14 protein-coding genes are annotated in these 13724 nt (G+C 34.8%); 1 reads left to right on the forward strand and 13 read right to left on the reverse strand.

Features of this window, described 5'->3' with window-relative positions; translation table 11 throughout:
- Positions 1-34 precede the first annotated feature (34 nt).
- The 12 genes from ISU00_RS13565 to ISU00_RS13620 all read right to left on the reverse strand — a co-directional run bounded on the left by ISU00_RS13565 (position 35) and on the right by ISU00_RS13620 (position 11666).
- A complete protein-coding gene (locus tag ISU00_RS13565; protein WP_228851211.1) occupies positions 35-1477 on the reverse strand; it encodes an amidohydrolase in 1443 nt (480 codons plus the stop codon).
- Positions 1478-1571: 94 nt separating this feature from the next.
- The gene (locus ISU00_RS13570; protein WP_228851212.1) at positions 1572-2879 is read right to left on the reverse strand and encodes a cryptochrome/photolyase family protein; all 1308 of its coding nucleotides are present in this window, start codon (positions 2877-2879) and stop codon (positions 1572-1574) included.
- A 5-nt stretch (positions 2880-2884) separates the two neighbouring features.
- Complete coding sequence (locus ISU00_RS13575; RefSeq protein WP_228851213.1) at positions 2885-3349, reverse strand: SRPBCC family protein; 465 nt, start codon at positions 3347-3349, stop codon at positions 2885-2887.
- Between the two features lies 1 nt (position 3350).
- On the reverse strand, positions 3351-3812 hold the full coding sequence (locus tag ISU00_RS13580; RefSeq protein WP_228851214.1) for a TspO/MBR family protein: 462 nt from the start codon (positions 3810-3812) through the stop codon (positions 3351-3353).
- A gap of 3 nt (positions 3813-3815) precedes the next feature.
- Positions 3816-4343 carry a glutathione peroxidase gene (locus tag ISU00_RS13585; protein WP_228851215.1) on the reverse strand — a complete coding sequence of 176 codons (528 nt, stop codon included), beginning with the start codon at positions 4341-4343 and terminating at the stop codon, positions 3816-3818.
- Between the two features lie 15 nt (positions 4344-4358).
- Positions 4359-5048 carry an SDR family NAD(P)-dependent oxidoreductase gene (locus ISU00_RS13590; protein ID WP_228851216.1) on the reverse strand — a complete coding sequence of 230 codons (690 nt, stop codon included), beginning with the start codon at positions 5046-5048 and terminating at the stop codon, positions 4359-4361.
- Positions 5045-5989 carry a mechanosensitive ion channel family protein gene (locus tag ISU00_RS13595; RefSeq protein ID WP_228851217.1) on the reverse strand — a complete coding sequence of 315 codons (945 nt, stop codon included), beginning with the start codon at positions 5987-5989 and terminating at the stop codon, positions 5045-5047. Before ISU00_RS13595 ends, ISU00_RS13590 begins: the two co-directional genes overlap by 4 nt.
- A gap of 154 nt (positions 5990-6143) precedes the next feature.
- On the reverse strand, positions 6144-6581 hold the full coding sequence (locus ISU00_RS13600) for a hypothetical protein (protein ID WP_228851218.1): 438 nt from the start codon (positions 6579-6581) through the stop codon (positions 6144-6146).
- Between the two features lie 84 nt (positions 6582-6665).
- Positions 6666-8204, reverse strand: coding sequence for a cryptochrome/photolyase family protein (locus ISU00_RS13605; protein ID WP_228851219.1), 1539 nt, complete (start codon positions 8202-8204; stop codon positions 6666-6668).
- Positions 8205-8215: 11 nt separating this feature from the next.
- Positions 8216-9643: an SDR family oxidoreductase gene (locus ISU00_RS13610; protein WP_228851220.1), complete on the reverse strand. Its 1428-nt coding sequence runs from the start codon at positions 9641-9643 to the stop codon at positions 8216-8218.
- 21 nt (positions 9644-9664) lie between these two features.
- On the reverse strand, positions 9665-10981 hold the full coding sequence (locus ISU00_RS13615; protein WP_228851221.1) for an ABC1 kinase family protein: 1317 nt from the start codon (positions 10979-10981) through the stop codon (positions 9665-9667).
- Between the two features lie 4 nt (positions 10982-10985).
- Positions 10986-11666, reverse strand: coding sequence for a TetR family transcriptional regulator C-terminal domain-containing protein (locus ISU00_RS13620; RefSeq protein WP_228851222.1), 681 nt, complete (start codon positions 11664-11666; stop codon positions 10986-10988).
- A gap of 176 nt (positions 11667-11842) precedes the next feature.
- On the opposite strand from ISU00_RS13620, the gene ISU00_RS13625 reads away from it, so the two are divergent.
- On the forward strand, positions 11843-12688 hold the full coding sequence (locus ISU00_RS13625; protein ID WP_228851223.1) for a DUF2911 domain-containing protein: 846 nt from the start codon (positions 11843-11845) through the stop codon (positions 12686-12688).
- A gap of 49 nt (positions 12689-12737) precedes the next feature.
- On the opposite strand, the gene ISU00_RS13630 is transcribed toward ISU00_RS13625, so the two are convergent.
- Positions 12738-13721, reverse strand: a complete 984-nt coding sequence (locus ISU00_RS13630; RefSeq protein ID WP_228851224.1) for a WD40 repeat domain-containing protein — start codon at positions 13719-13721, stop codon at positions 12738-12740.
- Positions 13722-13724: the final 3 nt, after the last annotated feature.

Consider the following 13724-nt stretch of genomic DNA (forward strand, 5'->3'; position numbering starts at 1 on the left):
ACTAAATAAGCCCCGATAAATCGAGGCTTTTATTTTATTTACTACTGTTTGGAATTGGTGGAGGGCCATCAGGTATTATCGGTTCATATACTGTGTCTCCTTTTCGCATTTTAAATTCATCCTTCATTTTTTGGATTAAATCTGGATTTTCATACAAATCCGCCATTGTCATAGCCATTGCTTTTGCTGCGTAAATCATTCCTTTATGACCTATACTCATACCTCCGCATGCCACCACGGCCCAAGAATGCCATGGTGTGTTTTTTGGTGCAACGGTAACGCTAAGATTAATATTGGGTACATTCCAGCTAACATCTGCAACATCTGTAGAGCCTCCAGGTGGATTTTCTGCTGTTTCTCTTAGGGGTTTTATCGCACTGTCAAAACCGATTTGTGGTTTCTCTGTTGCCTCTTGGATTTTTTTCGCAAATGCAATTTCCTCCTCAGTGTAAGTAATAGGTCCCAACAATTCTAAATTCGATTGCATTATTTTTTCTCCTTCCCGATTGACGAGCATTTCCCAGCAACCTGATATTAACGAGAATTTGGACTCAACATTTGCCATAATTGCAGCCCCTTCAGCCATTTTCTTAACTCGCTCAAATACAGGCATCATACCAGAACGCTTGGCATCTCTTACCCGAACCCAGATTCTTGCATAATCTGGGACAACATTTACAACCTTGCCAGCTTCTTGTATATCATAATGCATTCTAACGGTTGGTTGGACATGTTCTCGGTAATAATTAATCCCAGCTGCATAAAGTTCTAAGGCATCACCAGCAGAGCGGCCATTCCATGGATCTGCGGCTGCATGGGCGGCTTGACCATAAAATTCTACTATAAAATCCACCAGGGCTTGGGAACTTTGGGCATCGGCCTCTGTTTTATCACCGGGATGCCAGCTAATATTTACATCAACATCGTCCCATAAACCAGCCTCGACCATCCATAGTTTACCGAAAAACTTTTCTTCACTGGGTGTTCCGAAAAATTTAACCGTTCCTTTAAAGGACCCCTTTTCAATTTGTTCTTTTATAGCAATTGCCGCACCTAAACTCGCTGCACCGAACAGATTGTGGCCACAACCATGCCCCGGTTCTCCATCGGCAACAGGATTTTTTGTTGGTACTGTTTTTTGGGATAAGCCTGGCAGGGCATCAAATTCTCCCAGAATTCCTATAACTGGTTTTCCAGATCCATAAGTTGCAACAAATGCAGTAGGTTCGTTGGCAACGCCACGTTCTACCTTAAACCCTTGAGACTTGGCATAGTCGGAAAGTATTTTAGATGATTGGTTTTCTTCAAAAGCTGTTTCGGCAAGAGACCAGATTTCATCACTTATGTTGATTAATTTCGATTTATGATTTTCAACCGAAGCAATAACCGATTTTTTGGAATTGTTTATTTTTTTGGTTTGTGCAAAAGAAAGGCACCCCATTAAAAATAGGGAAGCGGTAATGGTTAATAATTTCATCTATGAGGTGTTTAATACTCTAAATATAGAGGAATAAAACCAAATTTTAAACATTCGATATTTATGGGTGCTTTTTCCTCTAGGTAGAAAAGGTCTATTGATTGACTGCAGTTTTATAAACCTCTAAAGCTCGCTCTCGTGCCTCTTTATGATCAACCATAGGTTCAGGGTAATCGTCTGTATCGTATTCTGATACCCACTTTTTAATGTACTCGTAATTTTTATCGAATTTTTCGATTTGTGTTGTAGGATTAAATATTCTAAAATAAGGTGCAGCATCCACACCGCTACCTGCAACCCATTGCCAGTTACCTACATTGCTGGCCATTTCGTAATCATGTAATTTCTCAGCAAAATAGGCTTCACCCCAGCGCCAATCAATTAATAAGTGCTTGCATAAAAAACTCCCGACTAACATTCTCACCCTATTATGCATAAAACCGGTTTCATTTAGTTGTCTCATTCCTGCATCTACTAAAGGATACCCAGTTTTACCCTCACACCATTTTTTGAATTCATCCTCATCGTTTCTCCATTTAATATTATCATATTTTTTCTTATATGCATCCTTGACGGTATGAGGAAAGTGCCATAATATTTGCATAAAGAATTCACGCCAAATTAACTCATTAAGAAAAGTCTTAGAAGTTGAATTGTCTGCCTTTTTAACCATTTTTCGAATGCTTACAGTACCAAAGCGAAGATGTGGACCGAGGCGAGAAGTAGATTCTTTAGATGGAAAATTTCTAGTCTTGCCGTATTCGTCAATCATTGAAGGGGTAACATCGTATGGTTCTATAGATTGTGATGATTTTTTAAAACCAATATCTGAAAGTGACAAATTCGGTAACCTTGTGTTTTTAACCAATTTTTTTAGAAAGGAATTTGTATAGAAAATCTCTAAATCAATCTTTTTAAATTGGTCCTTCCAGGTATTACTATAAGGGGTGTAAACTACATAGGGACCTCCATCTTGTTTTACAACTTCATCCTTTTCAAAAATGACATGGTCCTTAAACGTTTTAAATTCAATATTTTTTTTGATCAGGAGATTTTCGATTTTATCATCTCTGTCCTTTGCATATGGCTCATAATCCCGATTAGTAAACACTTTATGAATATCATATGATTCAATTAGGTCTTTAAATACTGATTCCGGAGTTCCATAGAACATTGCTAAACTGCTTTCATGTGAGTCTTGCAGTTCTTTGCGCATTTTTTGTAATTCCTCAAATATAAAGGAAACCCTAGCATCATATTCTGGCAATTCCTTAAGGATATTGGTGTCGAAAATAAATATTGGTAATACTGGCCTATCTCCTTTTAAGGCATTATAAAAACCAACATTGTCATCCAATCTTAAATCTCTTCTAAACCAAAAAATATTAATAGGTTCCTTCATTAAATTTAGTGCATTTTACCAAAAAGTGATTTAAGCTTTTCTTCTCTATAGTTAAATATTTTTTCCAATTTTGGTTTAACCAAAAATGGCTCCATCCAAGTCCCAACAATTCCCATAGGAAGCTTATAATGAACCAAGTCTTCCATTAATACACCTCCATCAATGGGTTTAATTATATGTTTGTGATGCCAAAGCTTATAAGGGCCAAAACGTTGTTCGTCAACAAAATAATGAGGTTCGTTCACATGTGTTATTTCAGTCACCCAAGATGTTTTAATACCCATAAATGGAGTAACATTATATTCTATAATTTGTCCTTGATACATTTTGTCAGCTGTACCTGAAAGAATTTCAAACTTCATATTATCTGGGGTAATTGTTTGCAAATTCTTTGGGTCTGATAAAAAGTCCCAAGCCTCTTCAACAGAGATTGGTAATTTTTGAGTTCGGTATAATTGATGTAGGCGCATGTTAATTTTTAAAAACTATATAAGCATTAAGAGATACGGCAATACAAAGCCAGATGGCATATGGAGACACCAGTATCGATTTTAATTTCAATAAAGGCCAATATTTGAATAAAAACATAAAAACCACAATTGTAAGTAGACAAATAATGATTAAGCCTAATAGTGGTAGTTGCAGATTAAAGAAAATAAGATTCCATGATACGTTTAATACCCACTGAATCGCAAACAAACCTTTAAAATAATTATCTTCAGAAAAGAGGGTCAAATATGTTAGGTAAAAAGAAAAACAGACCATTATTGTTGTCCAAGCAAAACCAAAAACCCACCCAGGAGGTGTCCAAGGAGCTTTATTAAGATTTAGGTACCATTGGCCTGTTGGACCGGTTCCCATTAACCAACTACCAATACCTAATGCGGCAAAGTTAAGAACTAGGTAAAGTATTAAAAGCTTACCAAATTGCATAGACTATTCTGCCAGATGTTTTGTAATCTTTGAGCTGGTCGGATTTGTAATGGAATAGAAATAATCAACCAATTTACCATCTGGTGAAACCAAATATTTTTGGAAATTCCATTTTACGGATGAACTTTTACTACCATTTTTATCCTTATCGGTTAACCAAGCATATAATGGGTGTTGATTTTCCCCTTTGACTTCAATTTTCTCTGTTAGAGGAAAGGTAACGCCAAAATTTCGCTTACAAAACTGTTGAATTTCATCTGCAGTTCCCGGCTCTTGTCCTCCAAACTGATTACAAGGAGACCCAATTATTACCAAATTATCCTGATATTGTTCATATAAATTTTGGAGATCCTCATATTGTTTCGTGAATCCACATTCTGAAGCCACATTTACAAACAAAACATATTTGCCTTTGTATTGGCTTAAGTCCATAGGGTTGCCATTTATATCGTTAATCTCAATTTTATAAATGTTTTCAACGGGCTCCTGGACTTTGGAACCGATACCAAATAGTGAAAATAAAACAATCATTTGTAGAGTCATTTTTTAAGTTTTAAGTGTAACAATACCACAGTCCATTTCTATTATTTGACCTGTGATTTTTTTTGCTTTGTCAGAAATGAGAAAGGCGGCTGTTTCTGCAACATCTTCAGGTTCTAAAAATGTTTTCATAGGGTGGCGATCCTTAATAGATTCAACCATTTTTTCATTTCTTAATAATTTAGATGCAAGATCGGTATTTGTAACGGTTGGAGCAATGGCATTAAATCTAATTGTTGCAGCATATTCTGCTGCTAGAGATTTAATTAATCCTTCAATAGCACCTTTAGCGGAGGCAATGCTGGCGTGAAATGGCATACCCATTTTTACCGCTACAGTACTGAACAAAAGAACACTTCCATCTTCAGATTTTTTGAGCGAATCAAGATATTTTTGAATGCATTTAATAGCTCCTAAGATATTTATTTTCATATCATTAAGGAAGTCCTGCTCATCTAGCCTATTAAAGGGTTTTAAGTTAATACTGCCAGGGGCATAAATAAAACCATCGAGTTCTTCAATTTTGGGTAATTCCTCTTCCAGGACATCAAGGGAGTAATGAGCCGTATAAGATATGTCGCTAGGCGGATCAGACCTGCTGATGTTTATAACCTCATTGTTCTTGGACAAAATTGATCCCAAAGCGGCACCAATGCCTTTGCTACCTCCAACAATCAATATTTTTTTTGGCTTCATATATTATGTTTTATAGCTTTTTCAAATTTTGTAGAATCTTCAATTATAACTCGAGATTTGGCAAAGGATTCTGGGTAATTCTTTTGAATAAAAGTGATTAAATTTTCCCGAATGAAAACCCTTAAATCCCATGCTTCGGGTGAATTACGTGCGCTCATCAATGCCCTTATTTCTACATAATTCTCTTTACTATCTGTAACTTGTAACACATTGGTTTGCCCATCCCATAAAGGTGTGCTTTCCAAAAGTCGAGTTAATTCCTTTCTCAGTTCATCAAACGGGATATTATAATCCGTATAAATAAAAACAGTGCCAAGAATTTCAGCGGTGGTGCGGGTCCAGTTTTGAAATGGTCTTTCGATAAAATAGGTTGTAGGAAGAACTAATCTTCTCTTGTCCCAAAGTCTAACTACAACAAATGTCAGGGTGATTTCTTCAACCCAACCCCATTCACCTTCCACTACCAGAACATCGTCTAGTCTTATAGGCTGGGAAATGGCAATTTGTAAACCTGCCAAAATGGTAGCGATCGCTTTTTGGGCTGCAAAACCCAAAATGATTCCTGCGATACCAGCCGATGCAAATAAACTAAGTCCAAATTTTCTAACCTGTTCAAATAGCATCAATGCTACACCTATGGCAAGAATTACAATGATAAAAATGATTATTCGCTCTAGAATATTGAATTGGGTGTAAAGTTTCCTTGCATTGAGATTGTCTTGGCTGTGCAGATCATACTTTTCAAGATATTCTTTTTTGAAAAACTTTAGAGTTGAAATAAGAATCCAAGCAATGCTTATTATAATTAAAATAGAGCTTAATTTTCCAATGACGTAAGCTGTTTTGGAATTAAAATCTAGAATTGGATCTAAAATCTTTGAAAGAAAAATACCAACTAATAGTAATAAAATTGGGGTAATGTAGCGTTTCAAAAAATTCATAAAATTGGTTTTATCTTATAAATTAACTACTACACTTTTCAATAGTAACAAGAAAACGTTAAAACGTCTTATTCTTAAGGATTTTTTACACTTCCTCAATTTGAAAGCTTGGATATTATAAAATTCATAGTCATTTTTCTTACAGATTTTAATTTTAACCACGGTTTGGGTCTAATAACCTATGACTGCTTTCATATTTTAATTTTTCCTCTAAAATTTTTTTGAAGAATGGCATATTACCTTTGGTCATATTATTGGTTCTAAAACTTATAAAGTGCCCTTGACCATGAAGGCTTATTCTTCCTGATTTAAATATGGACAGTTGATAAAAGGGAATTATCCAAGAATAGTTTTTTAAACCTTTATTTATCCTTACGATTATACCACCGGGTCTCAGCTCAACATTGGCATAAGTAAGGTCTGAATTAGAATTAATGTAAGGAGAGAGGCCTGCACTAACCTCTTCAACAATCATTCTACCAGAACCGATTCCGCCTAAACTGATCCTTTTAAAAAACGAGTAACAATTACCCACCAATTCTTGGACAATTTCTTTTTCATTAGGATTAAAATATGTTGTGTTAAGAATCATAATAAGATTCAAATGTACATATTGTTTAACTTAAAAGTTAATAAGTTAAACAAAATTTAACAACAAACTAATCGGATATAAGTTTCATTTTAGAAATGAAGATGCCCTTTCTATAATTTTTTCCTTCTCATCTGGTTCCATTTTATCTAATAAAGAATACATCATACCCATTCTAGGGTTGTCTTTTAGAAATGATTTTTTGGAGTCGAGAAAATTCCAATAAAGAGAATTAAATGGGCAGGCATTATCGGTATACTTTTCTTTGTGATTATATGTGCATTTGGGACAATAATCGCTCATTTTGTTTATATAATTTGCCGAAGAAACATAAGGCTTTGTTGCCATCTTACCTCCATCTGCAAATTGACTCATGCCACGTGTATTGGGTAATTGAACCCACTCAACGGCATCTACATAAATACCTAGATACCAATTATCAACTTCATCTGGATTAGTCTCATTGAGTAAAGCGTAATTTCCGGTTATCATCAACCGTTGAATATGATGTGCATAACCGTTATCCAAGGAATCTTTTATCGTATGTTTAAGACAATTCATTTCAGTTTTGGCGCCCCAATAAAATGAAGGAAGGTTATTGTGGTTTTTGAGAAAGTTAGAATTTTTTAAATCTGGCATTTGCCACCAATACATTCCTCGCATAAACTCTCTCCAACCAACTATTTGCCTAATAAAACCTTCAACTTGCGAAATGTCAATTGTAGTTTTATTTTTTCGGTAATAATTCAATACCGTTTGTACGATGTCCTTAGGACCGATTAATTTTAGATTTAAAGCAAACGAGAGTCTGGAATGAAATAAATATGGTTCTCCAGTTACCATTGCATCCTGATAATCGCCGAAATACTGTAAAAGTTCCGAACAGAAAAATTTTAACTGTTCTAGCGCTTGACTTCTATTAATAGGGTAATTGAAAGTTTTGGTCTCAAAATTCCCGATGGTTTTAATTTCAGAATTTTTAATGTCAGCGACTATATCTTCCACCTGATTGAGAAAATATTTAAAGGAGGGAATAGGTGGTTCTCCTTTATATGGCTTTCTATTTGAATGGTCAAAATTCCATTTTCCACCTTCAGGTTTTCCAGAGATCATCAAAATATCGTGCCGTTTGCGCATGTCGCGATAAAAAGTCTCCATTACTGATTCTTTCTTGTCCTTGAAGAAGTTTCCCAACTCATTTCTGTTGGTATAAAAGTGTTCAGTAGAATAAATTTCAGAAGCTATGTTCAACTTCCTAACAAAAGTTTTGAGTATTACATCAAGACGGTATTCATCAGGCTCTAGATATTCAAAACGTTCAATTTTGTGATCAGAAATAAGATTGGACAAATTTTCTTCAAACGACTGTTTATTAAAATCGTCCGTAATTTGAAAATACTCAACGTTATGACCTGCTAATCTCAATTGGCGTCCAAATTCTCGCATAGCGGCGAAGAAACCTATAACTTTTTGAATATGGTGGGTAACATAATCCGTTTCGGATCTAATCTCCATCAGGACATATAGAGTTGAATGCTTTGTCTCTTTAAACCATGAATGTTTAATATTGAGTTGATCTCCTAAAATGAGTCGTAAGGTTGAATATTTAGTAAGATTTTTACCCAAGAATTGATGTGTTATTCTACCCTTACAAGTTCATTAATCATTCCATTAAATATAAAAGCGTGAAAAGGTAGTACACTAAACCAATAAAGTCTACCAGCAAGTCCTTTTGGACGGAACGTGGCGGTTTGTTTAAGTTTACCTTCTTCAATCTTAAATTCTAACCAAGCTTCACCAGGAAGTTTCATCTCGGCATAAAGCAACAATTTCTTCTTTTCTTTATCTGAAAAAATTACCCTCCAAAAGTCTAAAGAATCACCTGCATGAAGAGAATTTGGATGAGTTCTTCCACGTCTTAAACCTATTCCTCCCACTAATTTATCTAGATAGCCTCTTAGCTTCCATAAAGGGTTGCCGTAATACCATCCTGTAGAACCTCCAATGGACCATATTTTGTTTAATGTTATGGTTTCATTTTTAACCGTACGCTCCTTATAATCTTTAAAACAACCATATTTAGGCACATTGACATATTTATGTAATTTATGTTTTAAACGATTACTACTTACAAAAGAATCTTTCCAACTTGAAATTATGCTATTCTGTTCAATTTTTTCGAATGCGAGTTTCACAGCTTCAGAATATGTAATTGGTTCAACATTTAAGATTGAATTCACCTCACTCGGTCTACCAACAATTTCAACACCTAAACTATCCACTAAATTTCTTGCTAATTTGTAAGATGTTGAAGTAACAAAATAAAGCCAATAGGAGGAAAGTTGTGGGGTCATTACCGGAACAGTAATGATCCGACGGTTTAAGCCTCGGATTTTTGCAAATTCCAACAGCATGGTTTTATAGGTTAGTACTTCAGGCCCAAAAATGTCGTAGGTTTTGTTGTATACTTCTGTATGTCCCTTGGCGTTATTTAGGAAACTGAGTACGTCTCGTACTGCAAGAGGCTGGGTTTTTGTGTCTAGCCATTTTGGTGCTACCATAACAGGTAATTTTTCCACAAGGTCCCTGATAATCTCAAAAGAAGAACTACCACTGCCTACAATGATCCCAGCCCTAAAAATGGTTAAGGCATATACTTCTGATTGTAATATATTTTCAACTTGCCTGCGGGATGCAAGATGTTTTGATAATGATTCATCATTAGAAATTCCACTTAGGTAAATGAGCTGCTTACAAGAAGTTGTTTCTAAATAGGACTTGAAATTTTCTGCAGTTTTCTCCTCTAGTGATTGAAAATCCTTAGATGTTTGAGACATAGAATGGACCAAGAAATAAGCCGCATCTATATCTTTCGGTAATTTTTCTAAAGATTTCTTATCCAATAAATCCCCTTGGATGAAGGAAACATTTTGATCGTCTTTGTGAATATCATCTACTCGGAGTAGATCGCGAACCAAACAATAAACTTCACTTCCATCGTTTATCAATAGGGGTAAAAGACGTTTGCCTATATAACCTGTTACACCTGTTAATAAAATTTTCATTGTTTGATTTTTGTATGTACTCTAATCGATGAGAGTTACATAATTATTAATTGTGACATCTTTAGCCTTCAAATCAAACATGAGGTTATAGAGCCCAAAAAACATACGGTTAATATAAATGAAATGTTTAGAACCTCGATTAGAATTGTATTTTCTAATTTCTGAATTTTTGGCATACAGTTCACCTAAATTAATTACCTCCTTAAAAAACGATTGGTCCGAAAAATCAAACGTTTCATTATGGAAGGGTTTTGTAAATACTTTTAAAAGATCTTTGAACATTTTTTTGAAAAATAGCTTTTCTTCCTCGCTGTCAGATTCCATTAAAATTTCTAGTTCAAAAAGTTTGTTTTCGAATTTATCCTCGTTATTCAGTACTTCAGCTTGGGCCAATTCGAAATAAGGAATATAGAAGTCCAAAGGAATTTTTTTAATACAACCAAAATCTAAGACAATCAACTTGCCAGAATTACTAACCAAAAAATTTCCGGGATGAGGATCTGCATGCACCATTTTTAAATGATGGATTTGAAACATAAAGAAATCCCAAAGTGCTTGCCCTAGCATTTTATTTAATTTCTCATCTGTATTTGTTTTGCAATAGGAGGCAAGATGAACTCCCTCCATATAATCCATTGTTAGGATTCGGGAATTTGATAAACTCTTGTGATAATTAGGAAAACGAAGATTAGGGATGTGCTTACAAGCATTTGAAATGAATTGGCTTTGGTCGAGTTCTTGAATGTAATTAGTTTCTTCCAACAACTTTTCCTCCACCTCCTTAAAATATTTATCAGAATCTTTGGAAGGTATATTGAACATCCTCAACGCAATAGGTTTTACCAATGCCAAATCGGACGAAATGCTGTCAGCAACTCCTGGGTATTGTATTTTAACTGCGTATTTATGGCCATCTTTTTCGGCATAATGAACTTGTCCAATACTTGCAGCATTCATTGCGTGTTCATTAAAAGTGTCGAACAATTTGAATGGACTTTTGCCAAATTGATTTATAAATGTCTTTTTGACCAATGGTGCGGACAAGGGTGGTACAGAAAATTGGGACAAGGAAAATTGCTCAACATAAGCCTTGGGCAAAAAACTTTTTTCCATACTAAGCATTTGGGCAACTTTTAAAGCACTTCCTTTAAGTTGTTTAAGGCTGTCATAAATATCCTCAGCATTTTTTTTATCGAGACGCTCTTTTGCCTCTTCTTCAGTATTTATGAGTTTATCTCCATAATACTTTAAATAGTTAATACCGACCTTAGTGCCAGTACCGACCAATTTAGATGCTCTTTGAATTTTGGTTATGGGAATTCGATCGATGCTCTTCATTATGTTAAGATTGGGATTTAAATTTCTCCTTATATAAAAATTTCCCTAAATCTAATACTGAGCGAATCGGCTGAAGATTTATAAGTTCAAAACTGGTTGTTACAGATTTTTCAATTAGAACGTCAGTTTTTTCAAAATTTACCGAATCATCTTCCAACCAAAATTTAAGTGTTATGAGCATCTGGGTCCAAGCGGCTTTGGATAACAAATTTTTCTGTAGGGTATTGGCATCCTTATTTTTAAGGTCAAGAGTGTCAATATCTAATTCTTTTACATATTCTTCAAATTTAAACCGTAGCCCCTCAAGAATCTCAATTTGCTTATTTATTCTACCGCTATCATCCAAGGACTTTAAAACATAGCTTCTGTTCTGTTTTAGTATTTCAAAAAAGGTGTAATAGAAGCTTAATAGTTTATTCTGACTATCGAAATTATTATAGCTCTTATCTTTTTTTAATAGAGCCATAGCCATATTGAAAAACTCCTCATAGATTCCCTTTTCTAAAGATTTGAACGATCCAAAATGATTATAAAATTGAGACTCATCCATTTTGTTTGATTTGGAAAATGCAAATACCGAGGGTGGTTGTTTTCCATTCTCCAAAACATATTCCATATAGGAAGTTAAAATATCCCTTTTAGATGGTTCTTTTTTAGCGGATTTTTTCGTTTTTGTTGTGGCCATAATTTTTTTGTTAAAATTAATAATGTTTAATCTTTTAAATAAAAAATTAAACAATAATTAACAACGAATATAAACCTTCGTATAGTTTGCTTATATTTAAGGATTCCTTAACAAGAAGGAGGTTTTACTATCCTTAATTTTAGAAGGATTTAACTAAAAAATTAACTATTCACAAAATGAAGCACTTATTAACCTTATTTGTAGTGGCAGCTTTTGGGCTGGGCGCTACTGCACAAATTCAAACACCAGCTGCTAGTCCACAAGCGAAACTTCAACAGACAGTTGGATTAACCGAAGTTACAGTAGATTATTCTAGACCCAATATGAGGGGTAGAACTGTCTATGGAGATTTAGTTCCTTACGATAAACTTTGGAGAACTGGAGCTAATAAAAACACTACTGTTTCTTTTAGCACAGACGTAACAATTGCTGGTTCAAAAGTTAAAGCAGGTACCTATGCAATTTTTACAAAGCCGGGCAAGTCCGCTTGGGACGTGTATTTTTATTCAGATACTGAAAATTGGGGCACACCTCAAAAATGGGATGAATCTAAAGTTGTAGCAAAAGCAACTCCAGAAGTATATACAATGCCAATGGATATTGAAACTTTTACTATTACCATTGATGATGTGGCTTCGGGATCAGCCGTATTGGGAATTTTATGGGAGAAGACCTATGTGGGAGTAAAGTTTGAAGTTCCTACTGATGAAATGGTAACCGCCTCCATCAATAGAGTAATGAACGGTCCGACCGCAAATGATTATTTTGCTGCTGCAACCTATTATTCTGCGGAAGGTAAAGATATTAAGCAAGCTATCGCTTGGATGGATAAAGCTATGTCCATGACAAAAGAACCAGCTTATTGGCAGTATCGCCAACAGTCTTTGTTATATGCTAAGGCTGGTGAGAAGTCTAAAGCTATCGAAGCTGCTAAAAAATCATTAGAGGGCGCTAAAAAAGCTGGCAATGATGATTATATTAAAATGAATGAAGACTCTCTCGCAGAGTGGGGGGCTAAATAATATTTATATAATGAATATCATAAAAGCACAGTTTATACACTGTGCTTTTTTATTTTATGATTTCCTTTGTTCCGTTTTCGGCGTTGATTAGCAGAATTTCTCCTTTTTCCGAAGTCACCAATACTTTTTCCAACCCGTTTTGATCTTCAAGAATATCAATTCCCCATAACTTATTAGTAGTTGGGATATGCTTTAGTAGATTACCTTCAGAATTAAATATTCTTAACCCATCACTTGCAGTATATAAGCTGCTACCTTCCTTATTCCAGTAAATATTACGGTAGGGGGCCTTTCCCTTATCGTAGGCATCAAGAAATTGCCCATCTTTACTCCAATAACTTAGAATTGGATTGATGTTGTTTTCAATATTGCCATAATCTCCAGAAGTAAAAAATTCGCCAGACGGATGCCAATTAACACTTAAATGAAGTGTTTGCTCATCCATGTCAACAATTACCTTTACCTCATCAGAATCTAAACTGTATAAAGCAATTTGTGAACCGACTACAGCTATTGTTTTGCCATCAGGGTTCCAATCTAAATCGGTTATTCCTTTAGGGTCTACCTTAATTCTCTTTTCAAATCTACCCTTATCACTGAAAACACTAAGGTATCCATCATTATCACCTATCGCAAGTTTATCCCCAGAAGGAGACCATGCCATACCCCGTGCACCATCAACCGATATGCTATCCAATTGAATGAATTGACTGGTTGATAAATTCAGAATTCCAGGTTTATTTTGTGAAACTTGAAGATTAATACCAATTAAGGAATCTTTTGGATGCCAAATTGCGCGGGTAATTGTATTGCTGAAAAAGTATTTTTTAAAAATTGAATTTGACCCAGTATTATAGATGAATAACGAATCATAATTACCACCAACAGCAAATAAGGTATTGTCAGGACTGTATTCTACCGTCCATAGAATGTCCTCATTTTTATGCTCTGCAGATTCCATAGTCGATGGTTTTTCCTTTTTGCAGGAAATCGAAAATATTAATATCAAACCAAGTACAACGATTTTTTTCATATT

Source organism: Aegicerativicinus sediminis, assembly GCF_015476115.1.
GTDB classification, from domain to species: Bacteria; Bacteroidota; Bacteroidia; order Flavobacteriales; family Flavobacteriaceae; genus Aegicerativicinus; species Aegicerativicinus sediminis.